Raw genomic sequence first — 23,940 nt, forward strand, 5'->3', positions numbered from 1 at the left:
GTCTTTGCAGCGGTATGGCGGCGTCATCCGGCAGAATCCGTGCATGAGTGCACAAGCCGTGACCCCGAGCTGCGCCAGTGGATCATAGACCAGGCCAATGCGGGCCGCCCGCCCGATGACGTCCTCAAATCGATGATGGCCAGCGGTTGGCGAAGACGTCGGCGCTGGCCGCGCTGGAAGACACCTTGTCCGGTTTCCTCAGGAACACGCCAAGGCCAACAACCTGCCCGCACCCGTGCCGGTGCCCGAGCCCGACCTGCTCGGCTCGCCGCCCTCGATCGTCGTCGACGGCCACGAGGTGCAGATCCTCATGGCCATGCGCAACCCGCGGGTCATCGTCTTCGGCAACCTGCTCTCATGAAGAGTGCGACCAGCTCATCGGGCTCGCCAAGCCCCGGCTCGCACGCTCCGGAGACGGTCGTCACCACCACCGGCGGCAGTGAGGTCAAGCCACTGCGCTGCACGAGCGACGGCATGTATTTCGGCCGCGGCGAGCATGGCCTGTGCGCGCGCATCGAACGCGCATCGCCAAGCTGCTCAACTGGCCGGTCGACGAACGGCGAAGGCCTGCAGATCCTGCGCTACCGCCCGGGCGCCGAATACAAGCCGCACTACGACTACTTCGACCCCGCACAGCCCGGCACGCCCACCATCCTCAAGCGCGGCGGCCAGCGTGCGGGCACCGTCGTGACCTACCTCAACACGCCCGAGGGCGGAGGTGCCTCCACCTTCCCCGACGTGCACGTCGAGGTCGCGCCGATCAAGGGCAACGCGGTCTTCTTCAGCTACGACCGCCCGCACCCGATGACGCGCACGCTGACGGCGCGCGCCGGTGTTGGCCGGCGAGAAGTCGGTCGCGACCAAGTGGATGCGGGAAGGGCGCTTTTGAGTGACCCGGCGGCGGCCGGGGAGGTGCGCTGCCGCTGGCCGGCATCCGTAGTCGTCGACCTGACGCGCCCTGCTGCCCGGCCCCCTGGCCACGCAGCACCTGCGCGAACTGGGCGCCGAGGTGCACAAGGTCGAAGGCCCGGCCGAGCAAGGCTTCAGGACGACGGGGCCCCCGCCACCCTGGGGTGCACCGAGGCCGAGCGCTCGCGCGGCGAGCCCGGTCTGATGTTCCGCCACCTCAACGCCGGCAAGACGCTGCACCGCCTCGACCTGCGCACACCCGAGGGTGTGGCCGGCCTGCACACGCTGCGCAGGACGCCGACGTGCTGGTCGAAGGCTTCCGGCCCGGCGTGATGGACCGCCTGGGCGTCGGCTGGACCGAGCTGCACGCGCGCTATCCGCGCCTCGTGATGTGTGCCATCAGTGGCTATGGCCAGCACAGCGCCTGGGCGCACCGCGCGGGGCACGACCTGATTTCGGTCGCGATGGCCGGCGTGCTGGAGCAACCTGCCACGCACGAGGGCGAGGTCATCACGCCCAACTTCCAGATCGGCGACCTGATGGGTGGCACGCAGGCCGCGGTGCAGGGCATCCTCGCGGCGCTGCTGGGCGTGCAGCGCAGGGGGCAGGGCCGCTTCGTAGACGTCACGATGACGCACGAGGTGCTGCGCCACCACGTGCCCGCCGGCCTCGCCCGTCGCGCGCACCGGCCGTGCGCCCCCGCAGGGGCGCGACTTGCTCTCGGGTGGTGCGCCGTGCTACGGCGTCCATGCCACGGGCCGACGCGCGCCACCTCGCGGTGGGCGCGGTGCTGATCGGCGGGCCGCGCCGGTGCCAGACGCTCGGCGAGCCCGGCTGGGCGCAGCAGCTTGTCGCTCGGGCAGGCGGTGGGCGGGCCCGAGGCCATCGCGCTGAGGGCCCGGCTGGTGCAGCGCTTCAGGAGCCAGCCGCTGCGCGCACTGGGTGGCGCTCTTCGAGACTGTGGACTGCTGCGTGACGCCGGTGCTGCGCCTGGACGAGCGCTCGCCCATCCGCTGAACGCCCGCTTCGCGCATTTATTTTCCTGAGCCGTCAACGAGGGCTTGCAAGGCGGCGTTTTGCCCCGGGAGCAAGCCGCTCTCCACCCCTTTTGCAAAGGACTACCCCGTGAACAAGATCATCGCCGCCCTGGTCGCCGCCACTTTCTCGATGGGCGCTTTCGCCCGAAGCCGCTTCGGCTTCGCGCCTGCGAAGGAAGCCAAGCCGGCTGCCGCCAAGGCCGAGAAGAAGGCCAAGGCCAAGAAGGCCAAGGCTGCCAAGAAGGCGGCTTCGGCCAGCTGAGCGTCTCGTGCTCAAACAGGAAACCCGGCCAAGGCCGGGTTTTTTGTTGCCAGGGTGGGTTTGCCCGCCTGCCGCCGCGTCAGGCCCGGCGCCGTGTCGGCGGGTGCTCGGTCAGCTCGCCGGGTTGTGTCAGCGGGTTGAGGCCGGCAAACGGCCGGCTGTTGGCGATGCGCAACCACTGCGCTGCTCCCAGGTCTGCGGCCCTTCGAGCGGCCACTGCTCGATGCGGCCTTGCAGCTCACTGCGCGGCACGCGGGTGTACGACGGCGCGCCCGGGCGCAACAGCCAGACACTGCGGGCGCAGGCGGGCGGGCAGCGATGCCTTGCCCTCGGGCACCCAGTAGATGCACTGCTTCTCGGCCCAGAAGTTCAGGCGCTCGAAGTTCACCCGGCCGCAAAGCCGGTCTCGGCGGGCAGCAGCACGTATTCGTCGGGCAGCTCGACCACGGCGTAGATCAGGTCGCCCGGCGTGTCGCCGTTGGCCGCGGTAGACGAACACCACACGCTCGACCTGTGCGGCGGGGAAGCGGTCGACTTCGGTGTCGTCGCGGAAGACGACGAGATCCGGGCCCTGCCAGGTGGACTGCCAAGGGGTGCGCATGTGACTTTCCCTCACGGTTACTGCAGAAAGGCTCCGTTTTTAGCGCATGCGCCGGAGGTGGGCGACAACCTGCAAGCGGCAGGGGGCCGATCCGCCGGGAAACCTTTGTGACAACTGGGCCAGGCGCCGGCGGGTGTCGGCTCAACTCAATAAAGCTTTCGCCCGGACCGCAATACCCGCCCGCCGGCTTCGCCCCGGGCGACCTCGCCGCGCAGCGCGCGGGCGACCTGAGGCGCCGGGATCCGCCCCAGCGCCGCGCGGCAGCCAGCCGAGGAGCCGGGCACCCCAAACCTCGCCTGGGCGGGCGGGCTGGCCGAGCTTCTCGCGGTCACCGACCAGCAGCGAGGGCTGCACGATGACGACGCTCTCGAAACCGAGGGGCCGCCACCGCGTCCTGCATTTCGCCTTTGACGCGGTTGTAGAACACGCTCGAGCGCGCGTTTGCACCGAGCGCGGAGATAACGCCCAGGCGCGTTGCGCCGGCCTCACGGGCGGCCCGGGCGGTGTCTGACCACCGCGCGAAGTCGACTGCACGAAACGCGGCCTGCGAGCCGGCCACCTTGATCGTGGTGCCGAGTGTGATGAACACGCGTCGACCGGCGGCAGGGCCGGAGCCGGGCGAAGTCGACCACCCGGGTGTGCAACTTGCCCGCCGACGTCCGCCGGGCAGCGCGCGACGCAGCAGCGCATGGACCTGCACGTACTGCGGCGAGGCCAGCAGCATCGGCAGCAGTTCCCGCCCGACGAGCCCGGTGGCGCCTGCGATCAGTGCGCTGCGGGAGGTTCGCCGGGCGAGGAGGCCATGGCGCTCAGCGCTTGGGTTGCGTCAGGCGCGGCTGGGGCGTGCGCTTCGCGGCGCCTGCATCGGCGCTCCGGCCGGGGCCCTTGCGGCTTGGCGGCCGGCGCACGGCCGCCGCCCGACGGCGCGTGCCGCGGCGGGTGGCTGGACGGGCCGCTCGTGCGCGCCGGGGCCTGCCCCTGCGAAGGGCCACGCGGCGCCGGTTTCTGTTCCGAGCGACCCTGGGCGGGCCGGCCACCGCCGCCGCCGTAGCCCCCGCGCGAGCTGCCGCCCCCGCCAGCATGGCGATGCCCTCCCCGCTTGACGCCTTCGCCGATCGTCATGCGGCCGAGCACGATGGGCTCGGGCTTCTCGTGCGAAGGCGGCTCGAAGCCGGGCACGATCTCCTTCGGGATCTCGCGCTTGATGAGTTTCTCGATGTCGCGCAGGAAGATGTTTTCATCCACGACACCAGCGACACCGCCTCGCCCTGCGCGCCCGCGCGGCCGGTGCGGCCGATGCGGTGCACGTAGTCCTCAGGCACGTTGGGCAGCTCGAAGTTCACGACGTGGGGCAACTGGTCGATGTCGATGCCGCGTGCGGCGATGTCGGTTGCCACCAGCACCTGCAGGTCGCCGCTCTTGAAGTCGGCGAGTGCCTTGGTGCGCGCGCTCTGGCTCTTGTTGCCGTGGATGGCCATCGCGCTGATGTCCTGCTTCAGCAGGTATTCGACGAGGCGGTTCGCACCGTGCTTCATGCGCGTGAAGACCAGCACCTGGTGCCAGTCGTTCTCTTTGATCAGGTGCGCGAGCAGCTCTTTCTTCATCTCGCGGCCGACCGGGTGCACCTTCTGCGCGATGGCGTCGTTGGTCTGGTTGCGGCGGGCCACTTCCACCAGTGCCGGCTTGTTGAGCAGGCGGTCGGCCAGGGCCTTGATCTCGTCGCTGAAGGTGGCCGAGAAGAGCAGGCTCTGCTTCTGTTGCGGCAGGAGGGCCAGCACCTTCTTGATGTCGTGGATGAAGCCCATGTCGAGCATGCGGTCGGCTTCGTCGAGCACGAAGATCTCGATGTGGCTCAAGTCGAGCGTGCGCTGCTGCGCATGGTCGAGCAGGCGGCCGGGGGTGGCGACGAGGATGTCGACACCCTTCTTCAGCTTGTCGATCTGCGGCTGCATGCCCACGCCGCCGAACATCACCATCGAGGTCAGCTTGGTGTGCTTGCCGTAGTTGCGCACGCTTTCCTCGACCTGCGCCGCGAGTTCGCGGGTGGGGGTGAGGATCAGCGCGCGGATGGGCAGGCGGCCGCGTGCATCGCGCACCGCGGGCTTCTGCATCAGGCGGTGCAGGAGCGGCAGCGTGAAGCCGGCGGTCTTGCCGGTGCCAGTCTGTGCGCCGCCGAGGAGGTCGCCGCCTTGCAGCACGACGGGAATGGCTTGTGCCTGGATGGGGGTGGGGGTGGTGTAGCCCTGTTCGTGCACGGCACGCAGCAGCTCGGCGAGGCCGAGGGAATCAAAAGACATGGGGTTCCAGAAGAACGATCGGCCTGTCGCTCAGGAAGCGAGCGCCAGTCGCAGGCAGAGGGGAGAGGGAGCGGGGCATCGCTACGAATGGCCCTGTCGCTCATGTCAGAACTGACAGCGGCGCAGTGACTGGGACTGCGACGGTGCCGGCATTCTAGCCGCGCATGTGTTTCAGGCCGGTGTCATGTGGCCTTGTGGCGACGAGGGCCGTGCCCTGATCCACACGGTGGCCATGCCCAGAAGGCCGAGCGGCACGCTCAGCCACGCGAGGTGTTGCATGCCCAACACCGTCGACATCGCACCGCCCAGCGCGGCGCCGAGCGCGGTGCTCACGTAGACCATCGAGCTGTTGAGCGAGAAGAGCAGTGGCGCCTGCGAAGGCGAGAGCACGGCCGGGCGCGTCTGCTGAGGCGCCATCATCCCGAAACGGGCGACGGTCCACAGCATGAAGGTGGCGAGCATCGAGGCGTAGTGGCCTTGCGTGTACGGCACCAGCGTCATCGTGCCGGTCATCAGCACCAACTGCGCCAAGAGCGTCTTGCGCGGACCGATGCGGTCGTTGGCCCAGCCGCCGAGCAGCGTGCCCACGACGCCGGCCACGCCGAAGAGCATGAGCGTGGCCGACAGGCGCTCACCCGACATCGGGAAGAGCGCCTGCAGCACCGGCGCGATGTACGACCACACGATGAAGATCGCCATGAAGTAGAGCGCGGTGAGCGACAGGATCCACCACGCGGCGGCGTTCTTCAGCACGCTCGGCGCTGCTGCCAAACCTCCGCCAGGCCGCGCACCGCCCGCGGCAGCCCCCGGGAACGTGGGGTGCGTGATCCTTCCGTGCCGCCGTTCGCGTCTTTCCAGGCAAGCCGCCCCGTGGTTGAGGCGGAATTCACCGCCGCATCACCCAGGAGAGACACGACATGAGCGCCAAAGCCAAGCAATTCCTCGAACAGAAACTGCGCGAGACCATCGCCGAATGCGGGGTGCCCGCCCTGGCTGCGGCCATGGTGCGCAACGGCGCCACGATGGTCAGCGCCCAGCAGGGCGTGCGCAAACTCGGCGCCTCAGGCGCGGGCAACGCCGTCCAGCCCACCGACAAGTTCAACCTCGGCTCCATCAGCAAGGTGATCACCGGCAACTTGATGGCCAAGCTCATCCAGGACGGCGTGGGCGGCCTGCAGTGGTCGAGCCGCCTGGGCGACGTGCTGCCCGAGCTGTGGGTGCTGCCGAACGCGCGGGATGGCTACAAGAACGTGACGGTCGAGCAACTGATGGTCCACACCTCGGGCATGCCCTACCAGCCGAAGCACGACGAAGGCGAGGACTGGAAGGCGTACACCGTCCTGCAGATGCACAAGGAACACCTCAAGGATCGCCGCCGCAGGTACTCGCTGGCCGCGGTGCTTGATGCGCCGAGCTTCTGGCCCCCTGGCAGCGGCTTCGAGTACGGCGGTGGCGCGATCATCGCCGCGAGCATGGCCGAGAAGAAGACCGGCCAGACCTACGAGGACCTGGTGAAGCAACACCTCTTCACGCCGCTCGGCATGACCAACTCGGGCTTCGGGGTGATGTCGCCCGGCGCGCTCGACGGCCCATGGCAGCACACCTTCAACGAAGAGACGGGCGCGGCCAGCCCCGACGGTGCCACGCACCTGCCCGGCTACAGCTGGGGTTGCCGCACGCCGGTGGGTGCGGTCTGCAGCTCGGCGGCCGACATGGCCAAGTTCATGCTGGAGCACCTGCGCAACGACCCGCAGGTCTTCACCGCGCACACACGCAGCACGATGCAGACGCACCAGGTGACGCCGCACTCGCACCACGTGCCCGGTGCCTTTGCCTCGTCGAACCCCGGCTCGGCCGAGGCCGTGATCGACCACAACGGCCACAACCATGTGAGTTATTCGCACTTGAAGCTGCACCTGCCCCAGAAGCTGGGCGTTGCGGCGATGTCGAACATCGAAGGCACGCTCGGCACGCCCGCGGTGAACGAGATGCACGAAACGATGTACGCGATGGACACCCACTGGGCCGCGCTCTTCGGCGCCGGCAGCCCCGGCTCATCGAATGCGCCCACCCGATGCCGGCCATCACTCAGGCCGGCGCGACGTTGATGCTCTTCGCACGGCGGCATGACGGCCGCATCCTGCGCTACCGCTCCACCAACGGCGGCGTGAGCTGGCAGGCTGCGGGCGATTTCGGCGGGGCGCTGGTCAACTCGGGCCTGGGCGCCGCGGCATCGAGCAACGGGCAGACGCTCTACCTCATCGGCCGCGGGCTCGACAACAAGGCTTGGTTCACCAAGTCAACCAACGGCGGCACCACCTGGACAGGCTGGCAGTCGATCCGGGCCGGCGTCTTCGTCACCGGCGCGGCCATCGCCTGCAGCGACAACGGCCACATCGTGCACGCCGTGGGCATCGGCACCGACGGCCACATGTGGCGCACCCGCTCGCAGGATGGCGGCACCAGCTGGACCGACTGGACGCCCATCGGCCAAGGGGTGTTCACCTCGGCCCCGGCCATCGCCACCTCGGCCTCCGGCTCCACCGTGCACGTGGCGGCACGCGGCACCGACTGGCGCATGTGGCACAACCTGTCGATCAACAGCGGCAGCAGCTTCCTGCCCCACTGGCAGTCGGTGGGCAAGGGCCTCTTCACTTCAGGCCCGGCGCTGGCCACGGGGGGCGATGGCCAGCGGGTGCATGTGGTGGGCCGAGGCACCGACCGCTGCCTGTGGCGCAACCGCAGCGACGACGGCGGCAGCCACTGGCTCGCGCACTGGGACGCGGTGCGGGACGGAACCTTCACCTCGGCCCCGTCGCTTGCCTGCGACGCGGCGGGCAACAAGCTCGACCTCTACGCCTTCGGCGGCGACTTCGCCGTCTACGGTACGCACTCCGCGAACGGTGGTGACAGCTTCAACGCCTGGTCGCAGAAGGTCTCGCAGTTCTTCATCTGAGCGATACGGCGCCGGCCCAGGTGGGCCTACTTCGTCTTGGCCAGGTAGGCCTTGCCCTGCGTGCCCACCAGGTCGACGATGTCGCCGATGGCCAGGCTCACGTCGATCAGGTGCAGGCCCCAGGTGTCGACCACCTTGCCGCCCACCACCACGTCGCCGCCGATGTCGTCGGTGCGGGCGTCGGGGTTGACGGTCATCGCGAGGTAGCTGCCGTTCGCATCGCTCTTGCACTGCGTGGTGACGAGGCCGGGCAGCGCGAAGAAGGGCGTGTCGACCGAGGCCACCAGCGCCTGCCACCTGGGCGTGCCGGTGCCGGTGGCCACGCTCACGTCGGCGCGCTTGGAGAACCAGGCCTTCGGTTGTGCGGCACCGCCGGCGAGTGCCGCGGGGTTGTTGCAGGCCACGCTGTCGTTGCCCGTGGCACGGCCGAAGAGCGAGCCTTGTGGCGGCGGCGTGTTGGCGCGGAACGAGACATACGAGACCGCGCAGCCCGTCTGGCTGGCGCTGCGGCACAGCGGCGTCGACTTGAAGGCGGAGCCCACGTCCTGCCCCTTGGGCACGTTGAGGTTGGCGCCGATGGGCATCACCGAGATCAGCTGCTGGTGCACCGGCTTGCCTTCGATCTCCTTGGCCACCAGCTCGGTGATCATGCGCGAGCCCTGCGAATGGCCGATCAGCACCACGCCGCGGCCCTTGTTGTCGTGGGCGAGGTAGTGCTTCCAGGCGGCCACCACGTCGCCATAGGCCATCGCTGCATCCATCGCCATCGGCGTGGGCGTGAAGCGGCTGCGTAGCGCGGCCAGCGTGATCTGGCGGTAGAGCGGTGCGAACAGGCGGCACTGCGTGCGCAGCGGCGAGAACTGGGCGAAGGTGACGCCGATCTCCTCGGGGCCGGCGTTCATGTCGCTGTTGCCGCCGGGATCGTTCGACACCGTCGGGTAGACGTAGAAGCAGTCGATCGGCGCGTTGGCGTTGGCCACGATGGGCGGGCTCACGCTGCGCTTGCCGTCGGCGGTGATGGTGGTCACGCTCATCGGCAGCGCGCAGACATCGTTGCGGCCGGGGCGGCACAGCCACGTGTCGGGCCTGCTGTAGTCGACGCTGCCGGTCGAGACCGGTGCTGCCACCGGCTGGGGCGCTGGTGCGGCCGAGGCCGGGGTGGGGGCCGGGGCCGGGCTGGAAGCGCAGGCAGCGAGCAGCAGAGCCGCGCTGCCGGCCAGTGCGGAGCGAACGGCGATGGGAAGGTGCAGGAAATTCATGGTCTTGGGCCGCGACGAGACGCAGATGATTTGTTAGTAGACGAACCTTCTATTATTCAGACGGACTGCGCCGATGGCACTGGGGGTGATCCCGCTGCTCGCAGGCCCCGTTCTAGTGGGCAGAGCGCCGTGGCGACGGCCTGAAAGAAAAAGGGCCGCTCGAAGCGGCCCTTGTGCGGTTTACCAGTCGGTCACTTGCTCGTGGCCGTGGCGCCTGCCTGCTGCAACTCGGGTTTGCGCGGGCCGCTGGGTTTCTTTCCGCCCAGGAGGTTGCTGCCGTCGTCGGCCTTGCCGACCGGGTTGTTGCTGGTCGTGTTGGCGTCGGCACCCGCCGCGGGCTTGGCGGTCGCTTTCTTGGTGGGAGACTTTTTGGCCTTGGGCTGGCTGGCGGCGGCGGGCGCGGCTTTCACGTCGGCGGCGGACGGGCACCCAGCACGCGAACAAGGCTGCGGCCAAGGCCACACGGGGGAGTTGAGAGGCGAATGTCGAAGTCATCGGTCTTCCTTTTCAATAGGCCAGGAGGGCCAGGAGGGGCTTGAGGGAGGCTTTGGCTGCCGGCCCCGTTTCGAGCAGCTTGTCTGAGAGAACGGAAAAACTGGCGGCATCGGGTCTTGATGCCAAGGCACGTGCGTAGGCCTTGATCGACGCCTCCATCGCCTGCCTGTCGGCCAACTGCCCTGTGGCGCGCCAGCGCGCCTGGTCGTGCAGGAGGGCGACGCGCAGCCTGTCGGGGTGTTCGTCGGGCAAGGCCTGCAGCGCCAGCGCGCGGGCGTCCTCGTAGCGAGGTCGTGCCGAGACGATCCCCGAGCTGGCGTCCAGTGCCAGTGCCTGCAGCACCAAGGTGGGCAGCAGATCGAGATGCCGGTGGCCGAGCGCCTGCTGCTGAGACCTGAGGATGTCGCCGAGGGCTTGCGCTGCTGCCTGCGGCTGGCCTGCGCGCATGAGGCACTCCGCGAGAAGCGCCTTGGTGCGCGCTGCCGCGGCCGGGTCGGCGGTGGCCGCGCTTTCGTAGTCGCGCAGGTTGTCTCGCAGCAGTGGTTCGGCTTCGAGGTGGCGCCCGCGGCTGGCAGCTGCCGTGCGATCAGGTTGCGCACCGCCTGGTACACGTGGGGCTCGGCCGAGCGCTGGGCGGCCGCGTAGGCGGTGGTGCTCACGGCGTCGCTCTCGGCGAATTCGCCGCTGTGATAGAGCGCCATCGACAGCCAGGTGCCGCTGTAGATCGTGTAGGTGTCGCCGGGCCCGTAGTGCTCGCCCATGTCGCGCGTCAGGCCTCGCAACTGGGCAGATGCTTCGCGATACTGGCCCAGCTCGACGTTCAGCTTGGCGACTTCGAACCTGATCAAGAGCGATTCGGTCTTCGACGCCTGTTGTGCCGACGCGTTGGCCAGGGCCAGCAGACGTTTGGTGTCTTGCCATTGGCCGAGCTCTCGCGCTACATCGGCGCTCTCCATCAGGGCAAGCCGGTGCAGGGTGTGGTTGTCGCCGAGTTCCCGGCGCGTCGACTCCACGGCTTCGGCGAGCTGGCGGCGGGCGTCGTCGAGGCGACCCTCCCGGCGGGCGATCTCTCCAAGTTGAATGCGTGCGTAGAGGGGGTCGGTGCCGGCCGGTTCTTTCATCGCCCGGGCGGTGACGATGATCTCTTCCAGCAGTGGTTTGGCTTCCGCCAGACGGCCCATGCGCGATTGGGCGTAGGCGAGGGCCTGAAGCACCTTGAGGTAGTCGGCCGTGTGCGTCTGGCCCGCCGAGCGCATGTGCGAGCGACTGAGGGTCAGCGCGGCAATCGCGTTGGCCATGTCGCCCGAGGACTGCAGCATCAGGCCGAGAGGGCGGGCCACCTCTGCCCGCAACGCGGGATCGGCGCCGAAGCCGGCCTCGACCCGCTGCCACCCTTTGCGCAGGACCTCCAGCACCGGCACCTGCGCCTTGCCGCTCTCGTCGGGCGACAGCTCGGTGAAGATGTCCGTCAGCACTTTCACGACGGCTTGCGTGCGCCGTGCCTCGTGCGTGGCGATCTGCCATTGCCAGGTGGTGGCCGCGATGCCCAGCACGAGCGTTGCCATCAATGCGACCAGCACCGCCACCTGTGCCCGGTTGCGTTGCGCGAACTTGCGGGCGCGGTAGCCGAAGGTGTCTGGCTGAGCGCTCACCGGCTGGTGCTCCAGGTGCCGCTGCAGGTCTTCGCGCAGCTCCTGCACCGTTGCGTAGCGCTCGGCGGGTGTCTTCTTCAGCGCCTTGGCGACGATGGTGTCGAGATCGCCGCGCAGTGCCTGCTGCAGCGAGGCGAGGCTCGCGCCGCGCGAGGCTGGCCCATCGGGCGATTCGCGCAGTGCGGCGGTGAGGCTGCGTGGGGGTTCCTCGACGATGGCGCGGGCAAGGGCCGCGACGCCGCGGGAGGTGCTCGTATATGGCCGGGCGCCGCTCAACAAGCCGAACAGCACCACGCCGAGCGCATACACATCGGTGGCGGTGGTGATCGGCTGGCCTTCAATCTGCTCGGGCGCCGCGTACTCCGGCGTCAGCCCGGCCGGTGCGGCGCGGGTGGCTCCGGTCTGCTCTGCGTCGGCGCCATCGGCCAGCAGCTTGGCCACGCCGAAGTCGAGCAGCTTCACATGGCCTTCGTCGGTGACGAGGATGTTGGCCGGCTTCAGGTCGCGGTGCACCACCAGGTGCGAGTGCGCATACGCGACCGCCTCGCACACCTGCATGAAGAGCCTGAGCCGCGCCTCGATGCCGAGCTTGCGGGCGTCGCACCAGTGGTCGATGCGTTCGCCGGGCACGTATTCGAGCACCAGGTAGCGTGTGCCGTCGGGGGCGAGGCCGGCGTCGAGCAGTTGGGCGATGTGCGGGTGCGTGAGCTTGGCGAGGAACTCGCCTTCGCGGGCGAAGCGCGCCTGCGCCTGGGCGTCGAGTCGCGTCGCGTGCAGCAGCTTCACCGCGGCCCGGCCGCTGTAGAGCCCGTCGCTGCGGGTGGCCAGCCACACCTGGCCCATGCCGCCGGCACCGATGGGCTCGCGCAGCTCCCAGGCGCCGAGGCGCGTGCCCGCGGTGTGTGACGCGGCCGGCGTGTCGCCCGGCAGCGACGCGGCCTCGGCGAGGAAATCCCGCGCCTCGGCGGCCCGGTCGGCCTCGATCATCGCGACGAGGCGTGGGTAGAGCGCCGGGTGTTCGGCCTCGATGCGGCGCAGCTCGGCATCGCGCACCGCCTCGTCGGCATCGGCCCAGCGGTCGAACAAGGCCAGCACTTCGCGCCAGGCTTGGGTGGTCGGCGCGGTGACGGTCATGTCGAGCCTCAGGCGCTGAGGTAGTCGAACAGGAAGGCGCGTGCGCGACGCCAGTCGCGTTTGAGCGTGGGCACCGACAGCTCCATCACCTCGGCGATCTCTTCCATCGTCATGCCGGCGAAGTAACGCATCTCGACCAGCTTGTGGCCACGCACGTCGACCCGCTCCAGCGCCTGCAGTGCTTCGTCGACCGACAGCGCATCGGGCTGGTTCGGCAGCTCTTCGAATGCGGCGGTGCTGAGCGTGACGTCGGCCACGCCGCCGCCGCGCTTTTGCGCTGCGCGCTCGCGCACGTGGTCGACGATCACGCTGCGCATCACGGTGCTCGCATAGGCAAAGAACTGGCGCCGGCTCCCGCCGGCCGGCCCATCGCCGCAGCGCAGCCAGGCCTCGTGGACGATGGACGACGGGTCGAGCGTGATGGGGCCTGATTTGGCGAGGTGGCTGCGCGCCAGGCGCTTGAGATCGGCGTAGAGCAGCGTGAACAGGCGATCGCGCGCCGTGGCGTCGCCCGCCTGGCTTTGCTCCAGCAACAGAGTGATCTCGCTCATGGTGCGGGCGATTCTAGGCAGGTGGGGCGGTCACCCATTCCACCCCCTCGAATCGGTGAGAGCCGTTTGCGCACCGGGCTGCGTCTGTACATGCAGGAGCCCTTGTCGGGTATCCGCTTTCCCTAAGGGAGCTTCCGCTTTTTTAGGTGTCCTTTACCAACAGGAGTGAGTGTCATGAGTGAAACAGGTGTCGGTGTGTTTGAAGGCCTTTCGGATCCGAAGCTGGATTACCTGGCCAAGCGCGTTGCGAACACGGCCCGGCTGGCGACCTATCGTGTGATCGCGAAGGCGGGCGACCCGTCGAAGGTGGTTGCGCCAGCTGACAAATCGTCGATTGAAGCGATCGTACTTTCGCGATTCCGTGCGCAGCCTGCCGTCAAGCAACAGCGGGCCGTGCAGAAGGCAAAGGCGTTCATGGCTTCGCCTCTCGCTTCACGCAAGCGCAAGTTCGGCGAACTCGCCAGCATTGACCTTCACAGTACGAAGTCCATCCACGAAATGGCGCGCACGATCCCGATTCCCGCTGGAATGCGCCTCGATGCAGCGCATCTGAAGCGCCTTGCGGCCGACCCGAGTCTTTTCATCGAAGGCTTCAAGCAGCCCGACGCTGACGGTGGATTCACCCCACAGGCAGATTTCGACAATCTCAGGCTGCGCATTCGCAAGGTGAAATGCAACGATGAAACGGATGGCTTTTTTGGCTCGGAGTCGGGTGATGACGAGATCAGCATGGGTGGCGTCAAGGTCGACGAAACAGGTGACGTCCACAAGCTGGAAGCGTTCAATGTCGGCAATAGCTTCGAAGACGGCGACTCAAAGACCTACAACCCGCCCAAGAAGTTTGCATCGTTCAATCTGCGCGAGGGAAACAAGTGGCCGAAGACCTACTACGTCTCCATGGTGCTTGCTGAGCGAGACAACGGTGGCCTGCCAAGCTATCTGAGCGATCTCTTCAAATACACCGAAGACAAGGTTTCCGAGCTGGTCGAGCAGTTTGGCGTATCAGCCTTGGGCCCTGAGCTGGGAAAGATCGCTGGGGCCATTGCAGTGGCGGCGTTTCAATCCTTGGTCGAGTTCTTCACGGAGATCTGGGAGGACGATATTTTCCCGGTGGTCACTGCCTACGCGAATATCAAGTCTTTGAACCATGTGTTCGCGAGCGGAACGCGCACAAGCTCTGAAAAGAGCAAGTGGGTCAAAGCGCATGGCGGCAAATACACCATCTATTTCGATTGGCAGGTTTACGAGGGCTGATGGTGCGCGCAGCATCGCGAAAAATCATGGATGCTGCGCGTCTTTGCCGCGCGTTCGCACGCGCCGTTGATCGACAAAGATCGACAGGGGCGCGGCACACACCCAACGTTGCCACGTTTGATCACGCCTGGTTTTCCAGCGGTGGCGGTGCGTCTTTGATCGGGCTGGTCGACGGCTCGATTGATCGGCGGTCCCCTGATCTGGTGGGGGCCGACATCGTGACGCGCGACTTTGTCGGATGTGAAGATGTTTGCGCCGACACCGCCATCCATGGCACGAACATGGCAACGCTGTTAGTGGGGCAAGGGCACCAATACCTGCAAGGGGTTGTGCCGCGTTCTCGGCTGCTGGCCGCACGCGTGGTCGGGCCCACAGACATGGCCACTCCTGCGCGCATTGCGGCTGGGATCGATTGGTTGGTTGTGGAGGGCGTCCGCCTGGTCGCTCTTCCGTTGGGGTCCGAAATCGACTCCACCATCGTTGCCTCTGCCATCGTGCGTGGCCACAAAGCGGGAGTGCGCTTTTTTGCCGCGTCTGGCAACGGCTCTGGAACCGTGCTCTTTCCCGCGCGCCACCCGTGCGTCATGGCGGTCGGCCCAGCCGATGATCGTGGCAGGCTGCTGCCTCAAGCGCGGCGCGACCCACACCTCGATCTGCTCGCACCGGGATGGCAGATCCCCGGCCTTTGACCACGAATGGGCGCGGCTCGGGCAGCGGGTCGTCGATTGCATGCGTGATGGCCACCGGGATGGCGGCGCTGCAGCTGGAGGAACGCTGATGGCTTTTCAGGGGGCGTGGGCCGGTTGTCCCGGATAATCCGCGGTTTCCGGTTCCACCAGCGAGTAGCTTCCCCATGGCCCAGTACGTCTTCACCATGAACCGCGTCGGCAAGATCGTTCCGCCGAAGCGTCAGATCCTCAAGAACATCTCGCTCAGCTTCTTCCCCGGCGCCAAGATCGGCATGCTGGGCCTGAACGGCTCGGGCAAGTCGACCCTGCTCAAGATCATGGCCGGCGTCGACAAGGACATCGAGGGCGAAGCCACCCCGATGCCCGGCATCAAGATCGGCTACCTGCCGCAGGAACCGCAGCTCAACCCCGACCAGACCGTGCGCGAGGCGGTGGAAGAGGGCATCGGCGGCGTGCTGGCCGCCAAGGCCCGCCTGGAGCAGGTCTACGCCGAATACGCCGACGAGAACGCCGACTTCGACAAGCTGGCCGCCGAGCAGGCCGAGCCGAAGCCATCATCGCCGCCGCCGGCAGCGAAAACACCGACCTGCAGCTCGAGCTGGCCGCCGACGCGCTGCGCCTGCCGCCCTGGGACGCGAGCATCGGCAAGCTCTCCGGCGGTGAGAAGCGGCGCGTGGCCCTGTGTCGCCTGCTGCTCTCCAAGCCCGACATGCTGCTGCTCGACGAACCCACCAACCACCTCGACGCCGAATCCGTCGACTGGCTCGAGCAGTTCCTGCAGCGCTTCCCCGGCACCGTGGTGGCCATCACCCACGATCGCTACTTCCTCGACAACGCCGCCGAGTGGATTCTCGAACTCGACCGCGGATCGGGCATCCCCTGGAAGGGCAACTACTCCACCTGGCTCGACCAGAAGGAGCAACGCCTGGAGCAGGAGCAAAAGAGCGAAGACGCCCGCATGAAGGCGATGAAGAAGGAACTGGAGTGGGTGCGCCAGAACCCGAAGGGCCGCCAGGCCAAGAGCAAGGCGCGTCTGGCCCGCTTCGAGGAACTTTCCGACGTCGACTACCAGAAGCGCAACGAGACCAACGAAATCTTCATCCCGGTGGGCGAGCGCCTGGGCCATGAAGTGCTCGAGTTCGAGAACGTCACCAAGAGCTTCGGCGACCGCGTGCTGATCGACAACCTGAGCTTCAAGGTGCCGGCTGGCGCCATCGTCGGCATCATCGGCCCCAACGGCGCGGGTAAATCGACGCTCTTCCGCATGATCTCGGGGCAGGAGAAGCCCGACAGCGGCACGGTGAAGATCGGCCCGACGGCCAAGCTCGCCTTCGTGGACCAGAGCCGCGAATCGCTCAGCGCCGACAAGACCGTGTGGGAAGACGTCTCGGGCGGCCTCGACAACATCGTCGTCGGCAAGTTCGTGATGCCCTCGCGTGCGTATATCGGCCGCTTCAACTTCAAGGGCAACGACCAGCAGAAGCTCGTCGGCTCGCTCTCGGGCGGTGAGCGTGGCCGCCTGCACCTGGCCAAGACCCTGGCCCAGGGCGGCAACGTGCTGATGCTCGACGAACCGTCGAACGACCTCGACGTCGAAACCCTGCGTGCGCTGGAAGACGCGCTGCTCGAATTCGCCGGCTCGGTGATGGTCATCTCGCACGACCGCTGGTTCCTCGACCGCATCGCCACCCACATCCTCGCCTGCGAAGGTGATTCGAAGTGGGTCTTCTTCGACGGCAACTACCAGGAGTACGAGGCCGACAAGAAGAAGCGCCTCGGCGAAGAAGGCGCGCGGCCCAAGCGGGTGCGCTTCAAGGCGCTCAAATAAGCAGGCGCCTTGTCGATCTGAGCGGGTTTCGTTCGTCGTAGAGGCATGAACGAAACCCAAACCCCCGCCCGAGCCGGCCCACGCGAGTGGACCGGCCTCGCTGTCATAGCCCTGCCGTGCTTCGTGTACGCGATGGACATGACGGTGCTCAACCTGGCCCTGCCGGCCATCAGCCGAGAGCTGCGGCCGACCGCGTCGCAGCTGCTGTGGATCATCGACATCTACGGCTTTCTCGTCGCCGGCTTCCTGATCACCATGGGCACGCTCGGCGACCGCATCGGGCGGCGCAAGCTGCTGCTGATCGGCGCGGTGGCCTTTGCGGCGGCCTCGCTGGTGGCGGCCTTCTCGACCAGCCCGCAGATGCTGATCGCCATGCGGGCGCTGCTGGGCCTGGCGGGTGCGACGGTCGCGCCGTCGACGATGTCCCTCATCCGCAACATGTTCCACGACGAGCACCAGCGCCAGTTCGCCATCGGTGTGTGGATCGCGAGTTTTTCGCTCGGGGCGGCGATCGGGCCGCTGGTGGGTGGCGCGCTGCTCGAGTTCTTCTGGTGGGGCTCGGTGTTTCTCGTGGCCGTGCCGGTGATGGTGCTGCTGCTTCTCGTCGGCCCGAAACTGCTGCCCGAGTACAAGGACCCGAACGCCGGCCGCATCGACCTTGCAAGCGTGGCGCTGTGCCTGGCCGCGGTGCTGCCCACCGTCTACGGCTTCAAGCAGATCGCCGAACACGGCTTTGCCGGTGCCCAAGCCGCCTGGCCGTGGCTGGCGGTGGGTGTCCTCTGCGGCGTGTTCTTCGTGCGCCGGCAGAACCGGCTCGACTACCCGCTGCTGGACATGTCGCTCTTTCGCAGCGCCGCCTTCAGCGCGGCGATCACGGCGTACGGCCTGTCGGCGCTCGCGATGTTCGGCGTGTTCATCTTCATCTCGCAGTACCTGCAACTGGTGCAGGGCCTGTCGCCGCTGCAGGCGGGCATCGCCACCGTGCCGGGCGCGCTCGGCTTCGTGGCGGGTTCGATGTTCACCCCGCGCCTGGCGCGCCATGTGGCGCCGGCGACCGTGCTCGTGTGGGGCCTGGTGGCGGCGGCCGCAGGGTTCGGGTTCATCTTCTTTTCCGGTGCGCAGCACGGCCTTGCGTGGCTGATCGTCGGCAACGTGGTGATGAGCCTCGGCATGGCACCGGTCTTCACGCTCGGCAACGAGATGATCATCACCGCCGCGCCGCCCGAGCGGGCCGGCGCGGCCTCGGCCGTGGCGGAGACGGCGGCGGAGTTCAGCGGCGCGATGGGCATCGCGTTCTTCGGCAGTCTTGGCACGTTGGTCTACCGCACCGCGCTGGCCGATCTGCTGCCGCCCGGCCTGCCGGCGGATGCGGCAGCCACCGCCGCGACGACGCTCGGGGCGGCGATGGCCGCCGCACAGGCGCTGCCCGAGGCGCTGGGCCAGGCGCTGCTGTCGGGTGCCACCGAGGCGTTCGACCGCGTGATGCAGGTCAACGCCATCATCGGCGGTGCGATCGTGCTGGCCGCGAGCGCGATGGCGGCGCGCATCCTGCGGCGACGCGAGGGCTGACGGTTCCGGACTGATGGTTCTGGGGGGATGGCGCGCTTGACGCCTCCCGGCCGCCGGCTCGACCATGCGGGCTCCCGCAGGGTACACGAGGAGACGCCATGGCCACGACGCGGTCCACGAAGAAGACTCCGCAGAAAACCCAGAAGAAGGCGACAGCGAAGCCACCGCCCACGCAGCTCTTCCTGCGCGTCGCCCGGCCCGACCCGCCCGATGCGCGTGACCGGCCGTTCCGGCCGCAGGTCGGTATCGCACCGGCCGCGACGCTCTTCCCCCGGCTGGCCTGCCGGTCAAGAACCAGGGCGACACCAACGCCTGCACCGGCTTCAGCCTTGCGCTCGTGGTCGAGCACCTGCTGCGCAGCTCGGGCCGCGAGAAGACGCCGGCCATCTCGTCGTTCATGCTGTACTCGATGGCGCGCCGCTACGACGAGTTTCCAGGCTCGGTGCAGGACAAGGGCTCCAGCCTGCGCGGCGCGCTCAAGGGCTGGTTCAAGCATGGTGCCTGCCGCGAGGCCTTGTTCGACGACCTGGCCATGCCCCCCGGCCAGCCAGAAGATCGAGGACGACTGGTGGTTCGACGCGGTCAAGCGCCCGCTCGGCGCCTACTACCGCATCGACACCCGCTCGCTTTCAGACATGCACGCCGCGCTCAACGAGGTGGGCATCCTCTACGCGAGCGCCGGTTGCCACGCCGGCTGGGACGACGGCCTGAAGCAGCCGCTGATGGCACGCCGCCCGACCTCGTTCAAGACCGTGTGGGAGATCCCGGTCAAGGGCGGGCAGGCCGACCACCCCCGGCCATGCGTTTGCGATCGTCGGCTACAACGAACGCGGCTTCCTGATCCAGAACTCCTGGGGCCGGCGGTGGGGCTCGCACGGCTATGGCCTGCTCACCTACGACGATTGGCTGCGCAACGCGATGGACTGCTGGGTGGCGCAGCTGGGCGTGGTCACGCGCGACCACACCGAGATCTCACGCAGCATCACGCTGCGCACCGACAAGCAGGGCCGGGTGTCGCTGGCCGCCAGCGAGGTGCTGCGCAACCGCGAGATCTCGCCCTTCATCCTAAACATGGGCAACAACGGGGCGCTGAGCAACAGCGGCACCTTTCGCACCCAGCCCGATGACGTGCGCGCGCTGGTCGACGTGCACCTGGCCGAGGCGCGCAGGCGCTGGGGCCTGGACAAGGGCGTGGTCGACGTCTGCATCTACGCCCACGGCGGCCTCGTCGGTGAAAACAAGGCGGCCGAAATCGCGGCGCAGTGGATCCCCATGCTCTACGAGCGCCAGATCTTCCCGGTCTTCCTGATGTGGGAGACCGACTTCTTCTCGACGCTGCTCAACCTGATTGCCGATGCGATCAAGGAGGTGCCGCGCAGCGCGCTTCGGCCTCAAGGACTGGTGGAACGAGCGCCTGGAGCAGCTGGTGGCCCGACCCGGCACGCGCCTGTGGGGCGAGATGAAGCAGAACGCCGATGCGATGAGCGCCTACCGCGACGGCGTGCCTGACGACGAGCAGGCCGGCCTCGTGCTGCTGTACCGCCACTTCAAGCACGCCGCCGCCAACAGAAGCTGCGCCTGCACGTGGTGGGCCATTCGGCCGGCAGCATCGTCTCGAGCTTCATGATCGACCGGCTGGTGCAGGAGGGCATGCATTTCGAGTCGGTGAGCTTCATGGCCCCGGCGGTGCGCATCGACACCTTCGACAAGCGTGTGCGCCCGCACCTTCAGACCGGCGCGGTCAAGCGCTACCAGCAGTTCCACCTCACCGACCGTGCCGAACAGGACGACGGCAGCTGCGGCGCCTACCGGCGTTCGCTGCTGTACCTGGTGAGCGAAGCGTTCGAGGGGGGCGCAGCACGCCGATCCTTGGCATGCAGAAGTTCTTCGACGCGTATGGTGCGGCGCTGCCCAACACGCAGGTGCACGCGGCGCCGGGGCCGGTGAGCACCGCCCAGGAGCACGGCGCGTTCGACGACGACCCGGGGACGCGCCAGCGCGTCCTCGAGTTCATCCATAACGGCTGATCAGGCGGCCTTCGGCAGCGGCTGGTCGCGCTTGAGCCCGCCGCCGAGCGCGTCGATCAGCTGCGGGATCAGCTGCGACAGCTCGCCGGTGGTGATGGCCACGTCGGTGTCGAAGCCGTTGTCGTCGCCTTGGCCTGTCGCGCCGGCGCCTTCGAGTGCCACGTCGAGCAGCTTGATCTTCTTCAGCGCCAGCGCCTCGGTCAGCACGAAGGACACACGCCCGTTCCACGTCATCGCAAGCGACGTGGGCAGCTTGCCCTGCGCGATGTGCTCGCCGACCTCTTCGATGTCGAGGGTGTGGCGTGCGTAGCGCACGGTGGCCTTTTTCGCTGTCGGGCTGCTTCAGCTCGCATTCGCGGTCGATGCTGAAACCGGCCGGCGCCTCGCGCGTCTTGAGCCAGTCCGACATCGCGATGGCCGGTGACATCTCGGTCTGCAGCAGCGTGAGCGTGATGCCCGATTTCTTGTCGTTCGCGAGCAGTTCCACGAGCAGCGAGACCACGCGGTCGGCCGCCTTCGTGCTGCCGGCTCCGACGACCACCAGCTGCGCACGCGGGTCGATCCACACCGTGGTCGTCGAGCGTTTCGGGAAGGCGCGCGGCAGCAGGCCGTGCACGATGTCTTCCTTCAGCTCCTTGGCCTTCTTGCCCTTGGGGCGGCGGCCGGTGTGGGCTTCGATCTTGTCGAAACCGGCTTCGAGCTGGCTCTTGATGACCTGGCTGGGCACCGCCTTGCGCTCGACGCAGAGCTTGAGGATGAGCTGGCCACCCACGCCTTCCATCAGCGCACTGTGCTTTTCGCCGCGGGGCTCGACCCAGCCGGCCGATTCGGGTTGCGAGGCACCACATTCGATGAAGCGGCCATTGAGCAGGCGCTTCTCGATCTCGGTGGAGGAGGGCGGCTCCCAGGAGCCGATGCGGTAGAGGAGGGCGTTCTTGAACATGGGCCGCGGATTCTAGGTGGCGGCCCTGGCTTTCCCTCGGTTCGGAAGGGCTGGAACGACAAATCGTTGACAGCCTGGTCGGCAGCTTCTATAAAACAAACATTCCGAAAACAGTAAACGTCGAACAAACGTTCTACAAGCGTTCCAACGACAGTGGTGCCGCCAACGGACGCCACGAGGAGACAACGATGACGCGTTCGGGATCGCCACCGGCCGGCTGGCCAGGGCCGTGCTCGGCTTCACCTTGTGCGGGCCTTGTGGGGCCTCGCCGCGCCGGCGCAGGCCGACGGGCCCGGCCTGCCCAACCTCAGCTACGGCAGCAACGAGGTCTTCAGGCCGATCACCATCCTCAACAGCGACGTGTCGGGCAGCGCGCGCGGCCACGGCACGGTGCAGATGGTCAACGGCTACCTCTTCGTGCCCTTCGGCCGCGACTCAGGCGCCTCGGGCGGCGGCTTCGCGTTCTACGACATGAGCAACCCGCGTGCGCCGGTGCGGGTGTCGCAGACCAACGTGACCGCGCTGCGCGAACCGCACGGCTTCGGCTTCAGCAACAGCTACCCGGGCCGCTATGTGGTCATGCAGTCGATCGGCGGCATCCAGTTCTGGGACATCACCAACGAACGTGCGCCCACGCTGCTGCGCGACATGACGCTGCCCGGCATCGCCGAGTCCGACTACGCGCTCGGCGCGTGGTGGGCCTTCTGGCAGGCGCCGTATGTCTACGTGGGCGGCTCGGGCAACGGCATCTACGTGGTCGATGCCACCGACCCGCGCAACCCGACGCTGGTGCGGCAGGTCCCCACCAGCGCCTGGGGCGGCTTTCGCGTCGGGCCGGTGTTTGCCGTCGGCAACCTGCTGATCGGCACGCACAACGAAGGCTCGGGCATCGTCTCGCTCGACATCGGCAACCCGCGCGACCCGCGCGTCATCGCCTCCACCACCGCGAGCGCCGCGCACTACGGGACGATCGTCAACGGCGAGCGCCTCATCACCGCCGGCCTCGACAACCGGCTGCATGTGCACGACATCAGCGACCCGCGTGTCTTCCCGCAGGTCCTGCAGTCGCCCGACACGGGCGGGCGCGGCGGTTATGTGTCGACGCAGCGCGGCTTCGCCTACGCCGGCTTCTCGAACAAGTACGCCAAGATCAACCTCTCCATGGGGGCGATCGTCGGCACCGGCACCTCGAACATCGCCAACCGCGACGAAGACTGGCACCGTCTTTGGCAACCTCGTGCTGGTGGGCAACGACCACGGCAACGGCAGCGCGATCATGCCGCACCGAGGCGGGGCCCATCACCGGCTCGGCCGCGGTGAACATGGTCTCGCCCAAGAACAACGCGACCAACCAGCCGGTGACGAGCCGCGTCGGCATCACGCTCACCGACCAGATCGACCTGCGCACCGTCTCGACCAGCACCTTCATCGTGCGGCCGCTGGGCGGCGCAGCGCCGCCGGCAAGTACAGCGGGCAGTCGGGCATCCTCAATTTCTCGCCCGATGCGCCGCTGCTGCCGGCCACCACCTACGAGGTGGTGGTCGTGGCGGGTGGCATGAAAGACGACGTGGGCATCGGCGTGGCCGGCTCAGCTCGCGCTTCACCACCGCCGGCACCGCGCCGACGCTCGGCTGTACGCTCGCAGCGCGCCACGCCGGCGCTCGTCGGCAGCACCGTCGGCTTCAGCCCGGCGAGCGCCAGCGGCAGCAACCTGCAGTATTCGTGAAACTTCGGCGACGGCACCAGCACCGGCTTTTCCACCTCGCCGAACGCAACCCGCGCCCTACGCCGCGCCGGGCCACTACGGGGTGGTGCTCACCGTGGCAGCGGCAGTGGTGGCGCCACCAGCACCTGCTCGGCCACGCAGACCATCCACACCCAGCCGACCGCGACCGCGCCCCGTTCATCGTCGACCATCGCCTTCGACTCGACGCGCAACCGCGTGTGGGTGGTGAACTCCGACAACGATTCGGTGACCGCCATCAACGCGGCCACCAACACGCCGCTCTTCGAGCAGGCGGTGGGCCTGAACCCGCAGACGCTCGCGCAGGCGCCCGACGGCCGCATCTGGGTGGCTAACGCGGGCTCGGGCACGGTGAGCATCCTCGACCCGACGAGCTGGCGCCGTGGTGCAGACGCTCGACCTCGGCCTCGGCTCGCGCCCCTTTGGCGTCGTCTTCAACCCGCTCGGCACCGCCGCCTTCGTCACGCTGCAGGGCAGCGGGCGGGTGCTCCAACTGCGCCGCGCTGGCAAAGGCCGCGGCCGGCAGTTCGCCACGCGGCATGGCGATCTCGGGCGATTCCAACCGGCTGCTCGTCACGCGCTACATCTCTCGCCGGCCGACCGCGGCGAAGTGGTCGAGATCAACCCGAGCGCCTTCGTCGTCACGCGCACCTTCGCGCTCGCCACCGACCCCGTAGCCCCGGCGAGCCCGCTGACTGCGGCGGAAGTGCCCAAGCTTCTACGTCCGTCGCCA

24 protein-coding genes and 4 pseudogenes are annotated in these 23,940 nt (G+C 68.0%); 16 read left to right on the forward strand and 12 right to left on the reverse strand.

The genetic code is table 11. The annotated features are described in order from the left end of the window. Window positions 1-39: 39 nt before the first annotated feature. The 5 genes and pseudogenes from LRS03_RS26985 (at window position 40) to LRS03_RS26345 (ending at window position 2,208) form a co-directional block, all read left to right on the forward strand. Window positions 40-889 (forward strand): annotated as a pseudogene (locus LRS03_RS26985) (2OG-Fe(II) oxygenase). A gap of 224 nt (window positions 890-1,113) precedes the next feature. Further along, window positions 1,114-1,242: a hypothetical protein gene (locus LRS03_RS26995; protein WP_257829763.1), complete on the forward strand. Its 129-nt coding sequence runs from the start codon at window positions 1,114-1,116 to the stop codon at window positions 1,240-1,242. Further along, window positions 1,212-1,703, forward strand: a complete 492-nt coding sequence (locus LRS03_RS26335; RefSeq protein ID WP_257829765.1) for a CoA transferase — start codon at window positions 1,212-1,214, stop codon at window positions 1,701-1,703. The genes LRS03_RS26995 and LRS03_RS26335 overlap by 31 nt, the downstream gene beginning before the upstream one ends. A gap of 54 nt (window positions 1,704-1,757) precedes the next feature. Continuing rightward, complete coding sequence (locus tag LRS03_RS26340) at window positions 1,758-1,955, forward strand: hypothetical protein (protein ID WP_257829767.1); 198 nt, start codon at window positions 1,758-1,760, stop codon at window positions 1,953-1,955. 79 nt (window positions 1,956-2,034) lie between these two features. Then, a complete protein-coding gene (locus LRS03_RS26345; protein WP_257829768.1) occupies window positions 2,035-2,208 on the forward strand; it encodes a hypothetical protein in 174 nt (57 codons plus the stop codon). A gap of 79 nt (window positions 2,209-2,287) precedes the next feature. Here the strand turns inward: LRS03_RS26345 and LRS03_RS26350 are convergent, their stop codons facing one another. From LRS03_RS26350 to LRS03_RS26370, 5 genes and pseudogenes are all read right to left on the reverse strand, one after another. Continuing rightward, window positions 2,288-2,425, reverse strand: a complete 138-nt coding sequence (locus tag LRS03_RS26350) for a hypothetical protein (RefSeq protein ID WP_257829770.1) — start codon at window positions 2,423-2,425, stop codon at window positions 2,288-2,290. A gap of 21 nt (window positions 2,426-2,446) precedes the next feature. Beyond that, complete coding sequence (locus LRS03_RS26355; RefSeq protein ID WP_257829771.1) at window positions 2,447-2,809, reverse strand: hypothetical protein; 363 nt, start codon at window positions 2,807-2,809, stop codon at window positions 2,447-2,449. A gap of 328 nt (window positions 2,810-3,137) precedes the next feature. Then, on the reverse strand, window positions 3,138-3,533 hold the full coding sequence (locus LRS03_RS26360; protein WP_257829773.1) for a Rossmann-fold NAD(P)-binding domain-containing protein: 396 nt from the start codon (window positions 3,531-3,533) through the stop codon (window positions 3,138-3,140). 41 nt (window positions 3,534-3,574) lie between these two features. Continuing rightward, window positions 3,575-5,106 (reverse strand): annotated as a pseudogene (locus LRS03_RS26365) (DEAD/DEAH box helicase). A gap of 171 nt (window positions 5,107-5,277) precedes the next feature. Then, window positions 5,278-5,859, reverse strand: a complete 582-nt coding sequence (locus LRS03_RS26370) for an MFS transporter (RefSeq protein WP_257823277.1) — start codon at window positions 5,857-5,859, stop codon at window positions 5,278-5,280. A gap of 164 nt (window positions 5,860-6,023) precedes the next feature. On the opposite strand from LRS03_RS26370, the gene LRS03_RS26375 reads away from it, so the two are divergent. Both LRS03_RS26375 and LRS03_RS26380 read left to right on the forward strand, forming a co-directional pair. Then, entirely contained in the window at window positions 6,024-7,214 is a 1,191-nt protein-coding gene (locus LRS03_RS26375; RefSeq protein WP_257829775.1) for a serine hydrolase domain-containing protein, read from the forward strand. Continuing rightward, window positions 7,181-8,062: a glycoside hydrolase gene (locus LRS03_RS26380; RefSeq protein WP_257829777.1), complete on the forward strand. Its 882-nt coding sequence runs from the start codon at window positions 7,181-7,183 to the stop codon at window positions 8,060-8,062. Before LRS03_RS26375 ends, LRS03_RS26380 begins: the two co-directional genes overlap by 34 nt. A 26-nt stretch (window positions 8,063-8,088) precedes the next feature. On the opposite strand, the gene LRS03_RS26385 is transcribed toward LRS03_RS26380, so the two are convergent. From LRS03_RS26385 to LRS03_RS26400, 4 genes are all read right to left on the reverse strand, one after another. Next, complete coding sequence (locus tag LRS03_RS26385; protein WP_257829779.1) at window positions 8,089-9,321, reverse strand: DUF3089 domain-containing protein; 1,233 nt, start codon at window positions 9,319-9,321, stop codon at window positions 8,089-8,091. 191 nt (window positions 9,322-9,512) lie between these two features. Beyond that, window positions 9,513-9,731 carry a hypothetical protein gene (locus LRS03_RS26390; protein ID WP_257823280.1) on the reverse strand — a complete coding sequence of 73 codons (219 nt, stop codon included), beginning with the start codon at window positions 9,729-9,731 and terminating at the stop codon, window positions 9,513-9,515. Window positions 9,732-9,812: 81 nt separating this feature from the next. Next, window positions 9,813-12,602, reverse strand: a complete 2,790-nt coding sequence (locus LRS03_RS26395) for a serine/threonine protein kinase (protein WP_257829781.1) — start codon at window positions 12,600-12,602, stop codon at window positions 9,813-9,815. A gap of 8 nt (window positions 12,603-12,610) precedes the next feature. Then, the gene (locus LRS03_RS26400) at window positions 12,611-13,153 is read right to left on the reverse strand and encodes an ECF-type sigma factor (RefSeq protein WP_257823282.1); all 543 of its coding nucleotides are present in this window, start codon (window positions 13,151-13,153) and stop codon (window positions 12,611-12,613) included. A 174-nt stretch (window positions 13,154-13,327) separates the two neighbouring features. Between LRS03_RS26400 and LRS03_RS26405 the strand changes: the two genes are divergently transcribed. The 6 genes and pseudogenes from LRS03_RS26405 to LRS03_RS26430 all read left to right on the forward strand — a co-directional run bounded on the left by LRS03_RS26405 (window position 13,328) and on the right by LRS03_RS26430 (window position 20,440). Continuing rightward, window positions 13,328-14,407, forward strand: coding sequence for a hypothetical protein (locus LRS03_RS26405; RefSeq protein WP_257823283.1), 1,080 nt, complete (start codon window positions 13,328-13,330; stop codon window positions 14,405-14,407). Continuing rightward, window positions 14,407-15,096 carry a S8 family peptidase gene (locus tag LRS03_RS26410; RefSeq protein WP_257829324.1) on the forward strand — a complete coding sequence of 230 codons (690 nt, stop codon included), beginning with the start codon at window positions 14,407-14,409 and terminating at the stop codon, window positions 15,094-15,096. The genes LRS03_RS26405 and LRS03_RS26410 overlap by 1 nt, the downstream gene beginning before the upstream one ends. Before the next feature lie 164 nt (window positions 15,097-15,260). Beyond that, window positions 15,261-16,924: pseudogene (gene ettA, locus LRS03_RS26415) on the forward strand (energy-dependent translational throttle protein EttA). A 45-nt stretch (window positions 16,925-16,969) separates the two neighbouring features. Then, entirely contained in the window at window positions 16,970-18,493 is a 1,524-nt protein-coding gene (locus tag LRS03_RS26420; RefSeq protein ID WP_257823285.1) for an MFS transporter, read from the forward strand. A gap of 918 nt (window positions 18,494-19,411) precedes the next feature. Then, complete coding sequence (locus LRS03_RS26425; RefSeq protein WP_257829784.1) at window positions 19,412-20,002, forward strand: hypothetical protein; 591 nt, start codon at window positions 19,412-19,414, stop codon at window positions 20,000-20,002. Between the two features lie 75 nt (window positions 20,003-20,077). Beyond that, on the forward strand, window positions 20,078-20,440 hold the full coding sequence (locus LRS03_RS26430) for a hypothetical protein (protein WP_257829787.1): 363 nt from the start codon (window positions 20,078-20,080) through the stop codon (window positions 20,438-20,440). Window positions 20,441-20,520: 80 nt separating this feature from the next. On the opposite strand, the gene rdgC is transcribed toward LRS03_RS26430, so the two are convergent. Together rdgC and LRS03_RS26440 are read right to left on the reverse strand one after the other, a co-directional pair. Next, window positions 20,521-20,835: a recombination-associated protein RdgC gene (gene rdgC, locus LRS03_RS26435; RefSeq protein WP_257829789.1), complete on the reverse strand. Its 315-nt coding sequence runs from the start codon at window positions 20,833-20,835 to the stop codon at window positions 20,521-20,523. A gap of 64 nt (window positions 20,836-20,899) precedes the next feature. After that, a pseudogene (locus LRS03_RS26440) lies at window positions 20,900-21,463 on the reverse strand (recombination-associated protein RdgC); the annotation flags it as partial. A gap of 255 nt (window positions 21,464-21,718) precedes the next feature. Here LRS03_RS26440 and LRS03_RS26445 point away from each other — a divergent pair. Beyond that, a complete protein-coding gene (locus LRS03_RS26445; RefSeq protein WP_257829791.1) occupies window positions 21,719-22,783 on the forward strand; it encodes an LVIVD repeat-containing protein in 1,065 nt (354 codons plus the stop codon). Further along, window positions 22,740-23,189, forward strand: a complete 450-nt coding sequence (locus LRS03_RS26450; RefSeq protein WP_257829793.1) for a hypothetical protein — start codon at window positions 22,740-22,742, stop codon at window positions 23,187-23,189. Before LRS03_RS26445 ends, LRS03_RS26450 begins: the two co-directional genes overlap by 44 nt. Window positions 23,190-23,278: 89 nt before the next feature. On the opposite strand, the gene LRS03_RS26455 is transcribed toward LRS03_RS26450, so the two are convergent. Next, window positions 23,279-23,557: a hypothetical protein gene (locus tag LRS03_RS26455; protein WP_257829795.1), complete on the reverse strand. Its 279-nt coding sequence runs from the start codon at window positions 23,555-23,557 to the stop codon at window positions 23,279-23,281. 32 nt (window positions 23,558-23,589) lie between these two features. Between LRS03_RS26455 and LRS03_RS26460 the strand changes: the two genes are divergently transcribed. Next, on the forward strand, window positions 23,590-23,940 hold a 351-nt coding region (locus LRS03_RS26460; RefSeq protein ID WP_257829797.1), incomplete at its 3' end, for a hypothetical protein.

The organism is Rhizobacter sp. J219 (assembly GCF_024700055.1).
Taxonomy (GTDB): domain Bacteria; phylum Pseudomonadota; class Gammaproteobacteria; order Burkholderiales; family Burkholderiaceae_C; genus Rhizobacter.